This window comes from Ancylobacter sonchi (genome assembly GCF_018390695.1).
In the GTDB taxonomy this organism is placed as follows: Bacteria; Pseudomonadota; Alphaproteobacteria; order Rhizobiales; family Xanthobacteraceae; genus Ancylobacter; species Ancylobacter sonchi.
The window spans coordinates 331545-346810 of the sequence record NZ_JAHBGF010000011.1; the positions used below are offsets into that span (position 1 = coordinate 331545).

The 15266-nt window shown below is 71.5% G+C and carries 12 protein-coding genes; 8 read left to right on the forward strand and 4 right to left on the reverse strand.

Annotated features, from left to right (window positions below; genetic code table 11):
• Positions 1–124 precede the first annotated feature (124 nt).
• From KHC28_RS05020 to KHC28_RS05030, 3 genes are all read left to right on the forward strand, one after another.
• Positions 125–997 carry an N-formylglutamate amidohydrolase gene (locus tag KHC28_RS05020; protein WP_214007226.1) on the forward strand — a complete coding sequence of 291 codons (873 nt, stop codon included), beginning with the start codon at positions 125–127 and terminating at the stop codon, positions 995–997.
• A 17-nt stretch (positions 998–1014) separates the two neighbouring features.
• Positions 1015–1338 carry a DUF1244 domain-containing protein gene (locus KHC28_RS05025; protein WP_246564289.1) on the forward strand — a complete coding sequence of 108 codons (324 nt, stop codon included), beginning with the start codon at positions 1015–1017 and terminating at the stop codon, positions 1336–1338.
• Positions 1339–1494: 156 nt separating this feature from the next.
• The gene (locus tag KHC28_RS05030; RefSeq protein ID WP_214007227.1) at positions 1495–1776 is read left to right on the forward strand and encodes a DUF2312 domain-containing protein; all 282 of its coding nucleotides are present in this window, start codon (positions 1495–1497) and stop codon (positions 1774–1776) included.
• A gap of 145 nt (positions 1777–1921) precedes the next feature.
• Here the strand turns inward: KHC28_RS05030 and KHC28_RS05035 are convergent, their stop codons facing one another.
• A complete protein-coding gene (locus KHC28_RS05035) occupies positions 1922–3562 on the reverse strand; it encodes a peptidoglycan L,D-endopeptidase MepK (RefSeq protein WP_312893090.1) in 1641 nt (546 codons plus the stop codon).
• Between the two features lie 263 nt (positions 3563–3825).
• Complete coding sequence (locus KHC28_RS05040) at positions 3826–5940, reverse strand: L,D-transpeptidase family protein (RefSeq protein ID WP_246564290.1); 2115 nt, start codon at positions 5938–5940, stop codon at positions 3826–3828.
• Between the two features lie 310 nt (positions 5941–6250).
• Between KHC28_RS05040 and purE the strand changes: the two genes are divergently transcribed.
• The 4 genes from purE (at position 6251) to KHC28_RS05060 (ending at position 9575) form a co-directional block, all read left to right on the forward strand.
• On the forward strand, positions 6251–6766 hold the full coding sequence (gene purE, locus KHC28_RS05045) for a 5-(carboxyamino)imidazole ribonucleotide mutase (protein ID WP_214007228.1): 516 nt from the start codon (positions 6251–6253) through the stop codon (positions 6764–6766).
• On the forward strand, positions 6766–7842 hold the full coding sequence (locus KHC28_RS05050; RefSeq protein WP_214007229.1) for a 5-(carboxyamino)imidazole ribonucleotide synthase: 1077 nt from the start codon (positions 6766–6768) through the stop codon (positions 7840–7842). The genes purE and KHC28_RS05050 overlap by 1 nt, the downstream gene beginning before the upstream one ends.
• A 124-nt stretch (positions 7843–7966) precedes the next feature.
• Positions 7967–8986 carry a protein-methionine-sulfoxide reductase heme-binding subunit MsrQ gene (locus tag KHC28_RS05055; protein WP_214007230.1) on the forward strand — a complete coding sequence of 340 codons (1020 nt, stop codon included), beginning with the start codon at positions 7967–7969 and terminating at the stop codon, positions 8984–8986.
• A 106-nt stretch (positions 8987–9092) separates the two neighbouring features.
• Positions 9093–9575, forward strand: coding sequence for a nuclear transport factor 2 family protein (locus KHC28_RS05060; RefSeq protein ID WP_214007231.1), 483 nt, complete (start codon positions 9093–9095; stop codon positions 9573–9575).
• A 72-nt stretch (positions 9576–9647) separates the two neighbouring features.
• Here the strand turns inward: KHC28_RS05060 and miaA are convergent, their stop codons facing one another.
• Positions 9648–10598 carry a tRNA (adenosine(37)-N6)-dimethylallyltransferase MiaA gene (gene miaA / locus KHC28_RS05065; RefSeq protein ID WP_312893091.1) on the reverse strand — a complete coding sequence of 317 codons (951 nt, stop codon included), beginning with the start codon at positions 10596–10598 and terminating at the stop codon, positions 9648–9650.
• Between the two features lie 83 nt (positions 10599–10681).
• Here miaA and serB point away from each other — a divergent pair, with 83 nt between their 5' ends.
• Entirely contained in the window at positions 10682–11578 is an 897-nt protein-coding gene (gene serB / locus KHC28_RS05070; RefSeq protein ID WP_214007232.1) for a phosphoserine phosphatase SerB, read from the forward strand.
• Between the two features lie 13 nt (positions 11579–11591).
• On the opposite strand, the gene KHC28_RS05075 is transcribed toward serB, so the two are convergent.
• Complete coding sequence (locus KHC28_RS05075; RefSeq protein ID WP_214007233.1) at positions 11592–15260, reverse strand: AsmA family protein; 3669 nt, start codon at positions 15258–15260, stop codon at positions 11592–11594.
• Positions 15261–15266 lie beyond the last annotated feature (6 nt).

A 15266-nucleotide genomic window follows, 5' to 3' on the forward strand; every position in this document is an offset into this window, starting at 1 on the left:
CTTTCATTCTTGCGCGCGGATCGGTCGAATCCGGTTCCCGCGCGACGCGAAACGGGCGTATTCCTATGGCACCTGAGCCCGCTCGTCACTATCTCTGCCGCCACTTTCGTAGCATAGGGGAATTATGCGCCGGCCCGATACTTCCGATGCACCCGCAGCCGTGGACGCCGATGCGGCGAATGGCGATTTTCATCCCTTCGAGCGCATCGAGGGCGATGCCGCAAGCGGTCTGCTGCTGATCTGCGACCATGCCTCGAACGCGCTTCCGGCGCGCTACGGCACGCTCGGGCTGCCGCCGGCGGAGCTGGAGCGCCATATCGGCTACGACATTGGCGGGGCGGGGGTGACGCGGGCGCTGGCCAGCGCGCTGGACTGCCCGGCGGTGCTGTCGCACTTCTCGCGGCTGCTGATCGACCCCAATCGCGGCGAGGACGACCCGACGCTGGTGATGCGGCTGTCGGACGGCGCCATCGTCCCCGGCAACCGCCACGCCGACGCGGCCGAGATCGACTACCGGCTCGACCATTTCCATCGTCCCTATCACCGCGCCATCGCCGCCGAAATTGCCCGCATGAACGCCGCCGGCGTGGCGCCGGCGATTTTCTCGGTGCATTCGTTCACGCCGGTCTGGCGCGGCTCGCCGCGTCCCTGGCATGTCGCGCTGCTATGGGACGCCGACCCGCGCCTCGCCCGCCCGCTGATCGAAGGGCTGGAGGCCGAGGGCGACCTCATCGTCGGCGACAACGAGCCCTATGACGGGGCGCTGAAGAATGACTGCCTCTATCGCCACGGCACCGCCACCGGCCTCGCTCATGCGCTGATCGAGATCCGCCAAGACCTGATCGCCGACCTCGACGGCCAGATCGCCTGGGCCGACCGGCTGGCCCGGCTGCTGCCCGGCATCCTCGCGAACGGCGACCTGCATGAGCGGCAGCTGTTCGGCTCGCGCACCGGACCGGTGACCCCGCTCGACCTTCCCGAACTGACCGCCGCCTGACGCGGCAGGAGGATCCCATGTCCACTCCCACCTCCGATTCCATCCCCGCCCTCGACGAGGCGACCCGCACCGAGCTGGAGGCCGCCGCCTTCCGCCGCCTCGTCGCGCATCTGCGCGCGCGTACCGACGTGCAGAATATCGACCTGATGAATCTCGCCGGCTTCTGCCGCAACTGCCTGTCGAACTGGTATCTCGACGCGGCGCAGGAGCGTGGCATGCCGCTGACCCGGGACGAGAGCCGCGAGATCGTCTACGGCATGCCCTATGAGGAATGGAAGGCAAAGCACCAGGCCGAGGCGAGCCCGCAGCAGAAGGCCGCCTTCAAGGGACCCGGCCACTGAGGCCTTTCCCCTTGCCCAGCTGTGCATGGCGGTGGATAGCGGGCGCAGCTGCCCGTTCCTTCCACCGTCGAACTTGACGCCGGCGGACGCATCCGCTCCTGATCGCCCCCCGATTTTCATCACCCGACGAGCCGGATCGCTCCGGCGGGAGAAACCATGTCCGACATTCCGAACGACCAGCCGCTGTCCGATGCCGCCGCCGGCTTTGCCAAGGAGCAGCTGAAATCCTTCATCGAGCGCATCGAGCGCCTCGAGGAGGAGAAGAAGACCATTTCCGAAGACATCAAGGACGTGTTCGCCGAGGCCAAGGGCACCGGCTTCGACGTCAAGGCGCTGCGCGAGATCCTCAAGATCCGCAAGCAGGACGCCGACCAGCGCGCCGAGCACGAGGCGATCGTCGACCTCTATCTCCAGGCGCTGGGCATGGTCGGCAACTGAGCGCGCCGCCGGGCCGGCCCCCGCCGGCCGGCCATCGCCGCATCGACATGAAAACGGCCCCGGCTTGTTCGAGCCGGGGCCGTTTTCATGAGCGAGGCATCGTCAGACAAAGACAGGCAGCAACCTGCTTGGGCCGGATCGCCTGTCAGAGCTTGCGGGCGAGCGGCGCCGGGCCGTCGATCACCGCGATCACCGGCACCGCCACCACGGCGGCGCCGCTGAAGCGGCTGGTGGACAGGCCGTTGGAACCGTCGGTGCCGAAGCCGGCCGCCACCACCTGGCGCGGCGGCGCGACGAAGGCGGCGAAGCGGCGCAGTTCCGGCGTGCGCATCACCACATGCGTCGCCACCGTCGGGCTGAGGAACAGGCCGCGAATCTCCGCCTGCATCTCCGACGTATAGGAAGCGGCGGCCTTGGGCGCGGCGGCGGTATGGGTCGCGGCATGCGGCGCGGCGGCGTTGGCGACCGGGGCGGTCACCCCCGGCACCTGCGCCGGCTGCGCCGCGCGTCCCGGCTGCACCCGGTCGGAGGGGAACACGCCGGCGGTAGCCGAGGCATAGGCGAGCGCCGGCCCCTGCCCGTTCGCGCCGTTGCCGACGAAGATCTCGGGCAGCGGGCCCGCCTCGCGCGGCCGGGCGGCCGGCAGCGGCACCGAGACCGGCGCCAGCGAGGCAACCACGGTGCCGGCCTTCGGCGCATCGCCGGGACGGGCCATCGGCAGCGGCACGGCCGCGTTCGGATTAGCCGGCGCCGAAGCGGCGGCGGCCACCGCAAAGGGAATGGTCGGCGGCGATTCGGGCTGCGGGGCAGCGGCGTTGCGTGCCTGCGGCGCCGGCTGGGGCAGCGGAATGTCCGCCGGCTCGGTGGCGGCGACCACCACCGGAGCGGGAGCCGGGGCGGCTTGCGCCGGTGCCGCGGGGGCGGGGCGAGCCGGAGCGGCGGCGACCTTGGCCGGCGCCGCGCTCTCCTCGTCATCCTCGCTGTCGCCCTTGCCGAACAGCGACGCAAACAGGTTCTTCGACTTGGGATTGTTGCCGCCGCCAAGGCCGGCAAAGGCAGCACCGGCACCGCCCGGCTCCTTGCCACGCGATTCCACCTCGGCCAGCGCCAGCGCATAGCCCGGCATCGGCTTGCCGTCGGTTGGGATATGCACGGTCTTGCCGCCGGGGAAGACGCGGGCGAGTTCCGGCCGGCTCATGCGCGGCCAGTGGCGGATGCCGCCGGTGTCGAGATGCACGAAGGGCGAGCCGGAGGTGGGATAGAAGCCGACGCCGCCGCGCTGCAGCCGCAGGCCGGCCTCGCGGATCTTCGCCAGCGGCACGCCGGGAATGTAGAAGTCCATCGCCTTGCCCTGCATGTGCAGGCTGGTCTGGGCGACGCCGCGCGAGCGGGCGCGCAGCATGGCGTTGGTCTCGGGGGAACGGAAGCCGCCGATCACCTGGATCGGCTCGGTGGCGCCGGTCTCGCGATAGACCTCCCACACGATGTCGAACAGCTGCGGGTCCATGTTGGTCGGCTGCTTGCGGCGCCAATCCTGCAACAGGACGTTGAGCTGGCGGAGCGCGGCCGGATCGTAGCGGCCGTTCCGCTTGAAGGTGACGGTGGCGCTCTCGCCGGAATGGACGTGATGCAGCGTCAGCGTACGGGTGTCGCCATTCGCCACGGCGTCCTGCAGCATGTCGGTGCCGCACACCGTCACCATGGCGGCCAGCGCCGCCGCCTTCAGAAGGCGGGATGACGGAAGACGCGGCAGTCGGATGCGATGGAAGCGTTGATGGATGCTCACGAACCCCAAACCCGATAAGCGAACGTTTCCTTGAGACGAGCCGGCGTCACTGCCGGTTCGGACATGGTGAACATAGTCTTGTCAGGTTTGGTTAAGGACGCGTTTACGACCCAACCCCCTCACGCATTGGCTCTCTGGCTAGAAAGCGACTGTGGCGAAAGAGTGCCGTATCAACAAAAATGCGTCAAACCGGACCACGGCAGGCCATTTTTCTGCCCGCCGTGTCCGCATAATCACAGTATTACCGTCGCGTTTGCCGGCAATCAGCGCTTCTTCGTGGGCGTACCGCCATCGGCCATCTGCGAGGCGCCGCCGATTCCCAGCATCGCCTTGGTGGCGGCATTGGTGCCGTAGAGATCCGGACGGGTCACCAACCGGCTGTCGCCGTCGACATAGGTGGTGAAATAGGCGAGGTGCACCGGGAAGCGCTGCTTCAGGTTAAGGTACTTCTCCTTGCCGCCGATCAGCTTGCCGATTCGCTGCTCGTTCCACCCCTCGCCCGGCAGGCCGAGCGAGAACAGCACCTCGGCGAACTTCATCGGCTCGTGCACGCGCACGCAGCCATGGCTGAGGGCGCGCTGGTCGCGGGCGAACAGCGTGCGGTTCGGCGTGTCGTGCAGATAGACCGAGTGCTTGTTGGGGAACATGAACTTCATGTTGCCCAGCGCGTTGCGCTCGCCCGGCGGCTGCCGGAAGGAATAGCCCTGCGAGCCACGGCTCCAGTCCACCGTGCCGGGGTCGACGACGCGGCCATTGCGCACCACGTCGATGCCCTGGCGCGCGAGCGCATAGGGATCGGAACGCAGCTTGGGCAGCATCTCGTTGCGCATGATGCCCGGCGGCACGTTCCAGGACGGGTTGAACACGGTGTACTGCATGTTCTCCGTCATCAGCGGCGTCTGGTTCTCCGGCTTGCCGACGATGACCCGCGTCTCGTGGATCGTCTGCTCGTTGACGACGATGCGCACCATGTATTCGGGAATGTTGACGATCACATAGGTCGGCGCCACCTCGTGCGGCAGCCAGCGCCAGCGCTCCATATTGGCGACGATGTCGGCGGTGCGGTCCTCGCCGGCGCCGTTCAGCGCCCCCAGCGTCATCGGGCCGACCGCGCCGTCGGGGCGCTCGCCGACCGACTTCTGGAACGCACGCACCGCCTCGACCAGATCCGGCGAATACACCGTGTCGTCCGGTGCACCGGGCACGCCGAGCCGGGCGCGCAGCGCCGGCACGCGCGGATCCTCATCGCCGGGGCGCAGCGTCGGGCCGACCGGCACATGCGGCGGCGCCACGCCGTGCCGCTGGCCGTCCATGCTGGCGAGCTGCACCTTGAGCAGGCGGTATTCGTCATATTGCGGGGCGAAGGAGGCCAGCACCGCGCGCGGATCGCTCGCGCCGCTCACTCCGGCGAGCACGGCATTGGGATCGGGCACCGTCGGCGAGGGGTCGACATTCGCCGAGAGCCGCTTGGGATCGAAGCGCCCGCTCTGCACGTGACGGGCATAGAGCATCAGCGTCGCGGCGAGCCGAAGCTCGGCGGTGGCGAGCTCGGTGTCGCCCGGATGGGCGGTGAGCGCCGGCACCTCGTAATCGGTCGGCTGGAGGCCGTCCTTCCAGGAGGCGGCGACCTGCTGCTGCACGGCGGTGCCGAGCGGCGACCACGTCGTCCCGGCGGTGAAGACCGGCTGGTACTGGCGCGCAGCATAGAAGGCGGCCAGCGCCTGCTGCTCGTCGGTGCGCGCGGTGAAGCGCGGCAGCTGGTCGGCGATCATCTCGCCGATGCGCGCCGCCACCGGCGCGGAGGCGCCCGGATCGGTCGCGGTGGCATTGGCCGCCGCCGCCGGCGTCGCCTCGGCGGGCTGGGCAGCGCCGGGAGTGGCGGCGCCCGGCGCGGGCGCACCGGCGCCGACCGCCGGCGCAGGAGTGGCGGTGGGCGCGGTCGCCGCCGGGGCGGCCGGCACGGGCGGCACGGCAGGAGCCGCCTCGTCCGTCGTAGGCTCGGCCAGCTGCGGCTGGCTGCGCGCGCCATTTATGTCGAAGGGCGCCGGCGTGCCGCCGAGCGCGGCGAGCAGCGAAGCTCCCTGCCCGGTTTTGCGCATGCCGGCGGCGGCCGGATCGAAGGCATGCACCATGTCGCCGGTGCCGTTGCCGGCACGAACGCCGGAAGTGCGGGTACCGGGCAGGGAATGCAGCCCCTGCTCGACGCCGGCGCCGGCGGGATTGGCCAGGCGCACGCTTTGCGCCAGCGCGTCGCCGCCGCCCGCGAGCAGGGCGCCGGGCACGCCCAGCGCCAGCCAGATCGCCGTGCCGGCCAGCCAGGAACGCGCCATCGCCGCCAGACGGGGTTCCACACCGCCACCCACATGCCCGGACATCATGCTCTCCGCTCCTCGCCGTCACCCGTTCAGGGGCGGGACCTTGTCCCTGTTGTCCCCCAATACCTCGACCGTTCAACTCACAAAACCGACAAAAGATCGATGCCCCGAAGCCGTCGCTTCGGCGCAACATCGGAAAGGTGAGCGGATGGGCCTTGCCGGCGACACTTTGGCGGCTACGGGTAAAGGCGGCGTTAAGCATAAAATTACCACCGGCCACCCCCATCCTTCGTGAAGGCACCCTCGGTTTTCCCTTGCCGCAAGGAGGGGGATTCCTATAATCCGCGCCTTCTTTTCCGGGGGAAGGCCGTACATGTCCGCCGTCACGACCGCCGATACGCGGCCGATCGCCATCATCATGGGTAGCCAGTCCGACTGGGAGACCATGCGCCACGCTGCCCAGACGCTCGACGAGCTCGGCATCGCCCATGACTGCCGCATCGTCTCCGCTCACCGCACCCCGGAGCGGATGTTCGATTTCGCCAAGGGCGCCAAGGCGGCCGGCTACAAGGCGATCATCGCCGGTGCCGGCGGCGCGGCGCATCTGCCCGGCATGGTCGCCTCGCTGACCACCCTGCCCGTGCTCGGCGTGCCCGTCGAATCGAAGGCGCTCTCCGGCGTCGACAGCCTCTATTCCATCGTGCAGATGCCGGCCGGCGTGCCGGTCGGCACCCTCGCCATCGGCAAGGCCGGCGCGGTGAACGCCGCTTTGTTCGCCGCCGCCATACTGGCACTGTCCGACGAGGCGCTGTCGGTGCGCCTCGCCGCCTGGCGCGCCGCGCGCAGCGCCTCGGTCGCCTTCGAGCCCACCTCGAGCGAGCCGGTCTGATGCTCAAGCCCGGCTCGACGATCGGCATCCTCGGCGGCGGCCAGCTCGCCCGCATGATCGCCCTCGCCGCCGCCCCGCTGGGGCTGAAGGCGCATATCTACGCACCCGAAGAGGGCAGCCCCGCCTTCCAGGTGGCGGACGCCCACACCCGCGCCGCCTATGACGACCTCGCCGCGCTGGAGCGCTTCGCCCGTGCCGTGGACGTCGTGACCTACGAGTTCGAGAACGTGCCGGTCGACACCGCCGGGCATCTCGCGACCTTCGTGCCTGTGCATCCCGGCGCCAGGGCGCTTGGCATCACCCAGGACCGGCTCGCCGAGAAGAGCTTCGTTGCCGGTCTCGGCATCGAGGTCGCGCCGTTCGCCGCGGTAGACGACGAGGCCGGGCTGGAGGAAGCCCTCGCCCGCATCGGCCGGCCGGCGGTCCTGAAGACCCGCCGCTTCGGCTATGACGGCAAGGGCCAGGTGATGATCCGCCCCGGCGACGACGCGACCGCCGCGTTCAAGGCCATCGGCCGGCATCCGGCGATTCTCGAAGGCTTCGTGCCGTTCGAGCGCGAGGTCTCCGTGGTCGCCGCCCGCGCCCAGGACGGCACCGTCGCCGCCTATGAGGTGACCGAGAACGAGCACCGCCACCACATCCTGCACAAATCGACCGTGCCCGCCTCGCTCGGCGCCTCCGCCGTCGCCGCGGCGGACGACATCGCCCGGCGGATCGGCACGGCGCTCGACTATGTCGGCGTGTTCGCGGTCGAGTTGTTCGTGGTCGGCACGGGCGCGGACGAGCGCATCGTCGTCAACGAGATCGCCCCGCGCGTGCACAATTCCGGCCACTGGACGCTGGGCGGCGCCCGCACCAGCCAGTTCGAGCAGCATGTGCGCGCCATTGCCGGCTGGCCGCTCGGCGCGGTCGAACGGCTCGGCGCCCGGGTCGAGATGACCAATCTGATCGGCGACGAGGCCGACACCTGGCCCGCCGTGCTCGCCGAGCCCGGCGCCATGCTCAGCCTCTACGGCAAGGCGGAAGCCCGGCCGGGCCGCAAGATGGGCCACGTCACCCGCGTCTTCGCCGACTAGGGAAGACGCTGCGCCGGGGCAACCTCTCCTTCGGCCTCACGAAGACGTGCGGCGCCGTGCCGAAATGAAGGCGGATCGCCGCGCGTATCTGTAGTGTGTTTTCGTCCACACGCAGCGAGCTGTCATGCCCTTTCTTCGCGAACGCTCCGGCGCCAAAGGCTCTCCCTACCGGTGGAGCCCGGAAAAGATCGCCGCCCTGCTCCTTGTGCTGCTGCCCTTCGCGCTGCTGGCGGTGCGCATCCTGCGCGGCGACCTCGCGGCGACCGATCCGCTCGGCCTCGGCGCGCCGGGATTGGGCGGGCCGGGATTGGGTGGGCCCGGCCTGAATGCCGGTCTGGGTCCCGGTGCGGCGGGCGGCCTCGGCGGCGGCGCCGCGGGCGGGCTGGGCGGCGGCCCGGCGCTCGGCGCCCGTCCGCTGGTCGAGACGCTGCGTTTCCTCGGCGACTGGGCGGTGCGGCTGTTGCTGGTCACCCTCGCCGTCACCCCGGCGCGCCGACTGTTCAACTGGCCGAAGCTCCTGAACGCCCGCCGCACACTCGGCCTCGGCGCCGCCGCGGTGGTGGCGGTGCATTTCGGCCTCTACTGCATCGACATGGGCTCGCTCTCGGTGGTGGTGCGGGAGATCGTGTTGCGCATCTACCTCACCATCGGCTTCGTGGCGCTGCTCGGCCTCCTCGCTTTGTCCTCGACCTCCTGGGACGGCGCGGTGGCCCGGCTCGGCGCCGAGCGTTGGCGGCGGCTGCATACGCTCGCCTATCCGATCACCGCGCTCGCCATCCTGCACTTCTTCATGCAGCAGAAGCTCGACGTCACCGAGCCGACGCTGATGGCCGGCTTCTTCCTCTGGCTGATGGGCTGGCGGCTGCTGCAGCGCTACGGCCACGGCACCGGCCTTCTGGCACTGGTGCTGCTCGCCGTCAGTGCCGGCTTCGCCACCGCTCTGTTGGAGGCCGGCTGGTATCTCGCCGCCACCGGCATCGATCCCAAGCGGGTGCTCAGCGCCAACCTCGCCTTCGGCTATTCGATCCGTCCGGCCTGGTGGGTGGCCGGCCTCGGCGTCGCGGTGGCGCTGGCGAGCGAGGCGGCGCTGCGGATCCGGCCACTGCCGGCCCGGCGCGCGCGAGCCTCCGGCGCGGTGACATGATCGAGCGCACTGCGGCGGCGGGCGAACCCGGTACACGCCGAGGCCGGACGGGAGCATTGAATCGACACGGCGGCACGCACGCGCCGCGCGACCGGAGGAAGACGCCATGACCGAGACGATCGAGCAGCGCCCGCCGCTGCCGCCCTTCACCCGCGACAGCGCCATCAAGAAGGTGCGCGGCGCCGAGGACGGCTGGAATTCGTGCGACCCGCAGCGGGTCTCGCTGGTCTATTCACCGGACAGCAAATGGCGCAACCGCACGGAGTTCATCAGAGGCCGGGCGGAGATCGTCGCCTTCCTCACCCGTAAATGGGCGAAGGAACTCGATTACCGGCTGATCAAGGAGCTCTGGGCCTTCACCGACAACCGCATCGCCGTGCGCTTCGCCTATGAATGGCACGACGATTCCGGCAACTGGTTCCGTTCCTACGGCAACGAGAACTGGGAGTTCAACGAGAACGGCCTGATGGTGCGGCGCTACGCCTGCATCAACGACCTGCCGATCAAGGACGCCGACCGCAAGTTCCATTGGGACCGTTCCGGCCCGCGCCCGGCCGATCATCCCGGCCTGTCGGATCTCGACCTCTAGAGCATGTTCCAGCTTATCGAATCGAGAGCACTTTCTTATCGATCAGGTGATTCCACTTGATCGATAAGGGCTCTAGCCGACGTCTCGGCCCGCGACCCGCTCGGCGAGCGCCCGCGCCGCGTCGGGCGGGGACAGCCAGGCGAAGCCCTCGATCTGGTGGCGGAACCAGGTCTCCTGCCGCTTGGCGTAGCGCCTCGTGTCGGCGATGCCGCCCTCGATCGCCTCTTCGCGCGTCACCTCCCCCGCGAGATGCCGCGCCAGCCAGGGCACGCCGTGCGCCTTGAGGATGGTGCGATCGGCCGGCAGGCCGCGCGCCACTAGACGACGCACCTCCTCCAGCGCTCCGGCCTCCATCATCTGGCGGAAGCGGGCGGCGATACGGGTGCGCAGTTCCGTGCGGTCGGTGGCGAGGAACACGCCGAACACTTCCTCCGGCCGCAGCAGCGGTGGGCTCATCGCCTCGTCCTGCCAGAGCGCCAGCGGCCGTTCGGTCGCCTCGAACACCTCGACGGCGCGGGTAAGGCGCTGGGTGTCGCTCGGGCGCAGCCGCGCGGCGGTGAGCGGGTCGATCCGGGAGAGCCGCGCATAGAGCGCCTCGGCATCCTCGCCGCGTCCCCGTACGACAGCCTTCACCGCATCAGGCACCGGGGGCATCGGCGACAGACCCTGGATCAGCGCCTTGAAATACAGGCCGGTGCCGCCGATCAGGATCGGCAGCCGCCGCTCGCGCTCCGCCTCGGCGAGCACCACGCGGGCATCCTCCACCCAATGGGCGACCGAATAATCCGCCGCGCCGTCGACGTGACCGTAGAGCCGGTGCGGCGCGCGCGCCTCCTCCTCCGGCGTCGGCCGGGCGGAGAGCACGGCGAGGTCGGCATAGACCTGCATGGAATCGGCGTTGATCACCAGCCCGCCGGTCCGCTCGGCGAGATCGAGCGCCAGCGCCGACTTGCCGCTCGCCGTCGGCCCTGCGATAAGCACCGCGCGCGGCCGGATGGGGCTTTGCCCGCCGGTCTCCGTCACTCCGCGTCCTCCCGCGCATCATGTCCCTGCGCAGCCTTGTTGCCCGGCGCCGGCCCGCCGGCAACCCCATAGTCGAGCCGAACATGTCCAGCCATTCGCCGAGCCACTACGCCGTCCTGGTCGCCAACCCCGCCGCTCCCGCCGTCGAGGCGGCGCTGACGGGCCGGATCGCCGCCCTGTTGCCCGGCGCGCAGGCGCCGCGCGTGCTGGCCGAGGGCATCGCCGCCGAGATCGGCTTCGCCGGCGGCGCGGAGGCCGACGCGCTGCGCGCCGCCCTCGGCGCGGCACCGGTCGACGTCGCCGTGGTGCCGGCTGAAGGACGGCGCAAGAAGCTGTTCCTCGCCGACATGGACTCCACCATGATCGGCCAGGAATGCATCGACGAGCTCGCCGACTATGCCGGCATGAAGGCGCATGTCTCCGCCATCACCGAGCGGGCGATGCGCGGCGAGATCGCCTTCGAGCCGGCGCTGCGCGAGCGCGTGGCGCTGCTGAAGGGCCTGCCAGTCGCCGTCGTCGACGAGGTGATCGCCGATCGCATCCGCCTCACCCCCGGCGGCACCGAGCTTGTGCGCACCATGCGGGCCAACGGCGCCCGCACCCTTCTGGTCTCCGGCGGCTTCACTTTGTTCACCCGCTCCATCGCCGCGACCATCGGCTTCGATGCCGACCGCGCCAATGAGCTGATCGTCGAGGCGGAGGCGTTCGCCGGCACCGTCGCCGAGCCAATCCTCGGCCGTGAGGCCAAGCTCGCCGCGCTGATCGAGAACCGCGAGGAGCTCGGTCTCGCCGCGCATGAGACGCTGGCGGTCGGCGACGGTGCCAACGACCTCGCCATGCTGGGCGAGGCCGGGCTCGGCGTCGCCTATCACGCCAAGCCCGCAGTAGCGGCGGCGGCGCAGGTGCGCATCGACCATGCCGACCTCACCGCCCTGCTCTATCTGCAGGGCTATGCCCGCGACGAGTTCGTCACCGGCTGATCCCCCCGAACGTTCAGGGCGCCAGCGGCGGCTGCATGATCGGGTTGAGCAGCACGTCCGGCGCGATGTCGATCGGCGGCGCCAGCGGCGGGGCCGGCGCCATCTCGAAAGGCTGCGCGGGTATGGCCGCACGGGGCACTTCACGCTGAACCTGACGCAGTGGCGTCGGCGATGCCGGACGGGGCGCCGGCACCGGGCTCGACTGCGGCAGCGGCGCCGGTGCGGCCGCCGGCGGCAGGCTGATCGGCGGCGGGGGCACCGGCGACAAGGGTACCGGCGGCGACACCGGCGCTTGCGGCGTGTCAGTGGCATGGCCGGCATTGGTCAGCGGCGTGCGGCCATACTCCGCCTCCAGCCGCTTGGTCTCGCGCTCCAGCGCCCGCATGTTGATGGCGGCAGTGAGCGCGGTGACGTCGACGCGCCGTTCCGGAGCGGTCAGCGGTCCACTCCAGCGCAGGGCGGCCGCCGGCAGCGCCGCCGTGCCCGAGGCGCCGGCGCTCGCCTTGCCCGCATCCTCGATCTCCACCAGAGCGTCGATGCCGAAGCTCGCCAGGTCGAAGCTGCCGGAGAGCGCGAAGCGCTGGTCGCCCACCGTCAGCCGCGCCACCCCGCTGCGCGCCACCCCGGCGACGAGGCCGAGCGTCGTCTCGGCACGGGGAAGCCGCAGCGGCCCGCGCGCCAGGCCTTCCTCCAGCAGTTCGCCGACCCGGCGCGGCTCCGGCGGCAGGCCGCGCTCGGTGGCGAGCATCGCATATTGCAAGGCGGCGGGAGAGGTGGCCGCCACCGAGAGACCGTCAATCGCCAGGCTGCCCTGCCCGGCCAGATTGGCGACCAGCCCGCGCGGCGAGGTGCCGGCGCCGGTGAAATCCAGGGCGAGGTCGACGACGCCCTCCGCCATCGGGCGCGCCACGCCGGCGGCGATCAGCAGCGGCGCCGACGGCACGCCCTTCACCGTCAGATTGCCATCGGCCCGTACCAGCGCGCCGACGCGGGTAAGGTCGAGCCGGCCGCCGAGTTCGCCTCCGGCCAGTCCGCCGGCGAATTCCTCCACCGTCACCCGCCCGCCGGCGAGCCGCGCGCGCAACTTCGCCCGGTCGAGCGCGAGCCCGCCGGGCAGTTCCAGCCGGCCGATATCAAGGCGCACCCGCGCGGCCGCCTTGGCGAGCGGTGCCGGCGCGAAGCCGGCGCTGGGCCAGCGCCCCTCACCGGTGGAACGGCCGACGACCAGCGCCAGCGCGGTGGTCAGGCGCCAGTCCGGCAGCGAGAGATCGGCCTCGATCGGCTCGGCTGAGCCCGGACGATAGATCAGGTTGCCGGAAAGCGGCGTGCCGGCGAGGCTGCCGGACAGGCCGGCGAAACGGTAGCCGTCACCCTCGCGGGTCAGCCGCGCGCCGAGCCGCGCCGGCAGGCTCGGCAGGCCGCCGGCGGCGAGGTCCGGCAGCAACCGTGCGAGGTCCGCCTCGTCCAGCTGCAGCGCGAGGTCGGGCGCCAGCCCGCCATCCTCGGCCCGTGTCAATGTCCCCTCGGCGGCGAGCCGGGCACCGGCCAGCGCGAACGTGGCCTTGAGCTCCGGCGCAGCGTTCAGCTCCAGCCGCGCCGGCCCGAGCTTCGGCCGGATGCCCGGCACGCCGAGCCGGGTCAGGAAGCTGCTGCCATCGGCGATGTCGAGCGCCAGCGATCCGGTGGCCGCCCGCGTGCCGCCGAAACCGAGCGCGCCCTTGCCGGAATAGGCGCCGAGCCGGCCGGTCACGCTCAGGTCCATCCGCCCGGCGGCGGAGGCCAGCGTCACCTCGGCGTTCACCGGCGCGAGGTCGGGCCCGAGCTTGGCCAGCGCGTCCTGCACCGGCTCGTAGCCAGAGAGCCGCGCCAGCGCCATCAGCCCGTCCGCCCGCGCGCCGGTCAGCGTCGCGTGCAGCCCGCCGTCCGGGTCGCCGGCCGCCGCCACCCGTCCGGCGCCCTTGAGGTCGATGCCGCCGAAATTGACCAGTGCCAGCCGCTCGACGTCGATGCCCTGCGTCCCGGCGGTCAGCGCGAGGTCGATGCCGGACACGTCCACCCCGGCGAGCCGCACCGCGCGACCGGAGAAGGCGAGGCCGATATCCAGCGCCTCGCCGCCCGCCGCCATCAGCCGCCGCGCCGGCGCGATCAGCGGGTCGAGATCGACCCCGCGCCCGGCCAAGGCGGCATCGACACGCCCGCGCCGGTCGCCGGTGGCGAAGGCATAGGAACCGGAGCCGGTCAGCGTCAGGCCGCCGGCACTGAGCGTCATCGCCGACAAGTCGATCTTGTCGGTGCCAAGCGCGATGCCGGCGTCGAGCTTCGCCGCGCCGGCGGGCAAGCCGGTGGCCAGCCCTCCCGCCTGCGGCATCGCCCAGGCGAGAAACGCCGGCAGGTCCTCGGCGCTCGCCGCGACCGTGCCGGCGAACAGCGCCGGTACGGGGGCAGCGCCGGCAGCCTGGCCGTTTGCCGGTCCCGTCACCTTGCCGGCCAGGCGCGCGCGCGCCCCGCCGGGCAGCCGCGCTTCCAGGCCGCGCACCGTCCAGCCACCGCCCGACCAGTCGAGCCCGGCCTTCATCTCGCGCATGGCCGCCCCGGCGACCAGCACCGTGTCCGCGGCAAGGTCGAGCGTGCCGCTGCCGGTGACGCCGGCGAGCGGCGCGATGGCGCGGGCCACGTCGTTGAGCGCCGCCAGCGGCGGGGCCCCGCCCGTCGCCGCGTTGAGGTCGATCTGCCGGGCCGCGAGGCTCAGTTCCAGCCGCGAGGCGCTGGGGCTGCCCTGGGTGGCCGGCGTGGTGGTCAGCCGGCCGGTGCCGGCCAGCTCCACCGGTCGCTCGGCCGAGCCGAGCGCCAGCGTGAGGTCCTTCGCCTCCAGCGAGGCCGGCGTGGCGTTGACCGTACCGCTGAGGCTCCAGCCGCCGGTGCCATTGGCAGCCGGACCGGCGGCGCCGGAGCGCGCGGCGGGCACCGTGGACAGGCTCGCCTTGCCGGCGAAGACCGGCCGGCCGCCGGCGAGGCTGAGCGCCCCGTCGGCATCGATCAGGAACGGCGAATCCACCTGCTGCAGCGACAGCCGCAGCCGCGACGTACCGTCGGGCGCGAAGCCGGCGAGGCCGAACTTGAGCTTCTGCCGCGCGCCCGCCGCCGTCACCTCGCCGTCGAGCCGGAGCGGCCCGGCGAGGCTGGTCAGCGCTCCGGTGGCGGCGATGTCGTCGAGCCGGAGCATGCGCCCGCTGGTGCGGTCGATCAGTTCCAGCCGACCCTCGCGAATGGTGAAGGCGGCGATGCCGAGATCGGCCGGGGTGCCGGCGCCGGTCGGCCGCGCCACCCGGCCGGTGGCGTCCAGCACCAGCCGGCCGCTCGGCCCGTCGAGGGTGAGGTTCTCCACCGCCACCGCGCCGCGGATCAGGTCGCCGAGCTTCAAGCTGGCGGAAAGCTCGCGCACCGCGAGCCCGGTGCCGCTGGCATCGACGCCGACCGACACATCGCGCAGCACCACGGAAGGGGTCGGCAGCAGCCGGGCGTCAATCGGGCCACGGATCACCACCGGCGCACCGATCACCCGCGCCGCCTGCGCCTCGAAGCTCGCCCGCCACTGTGTCCAGTCGACCAGATAGGGGGCCGCGAAGGCGGCGGCGATCATCAGGATCACCGCACCCGCAAGCGTGAGCAGGAAATTCTGCACCCGGTT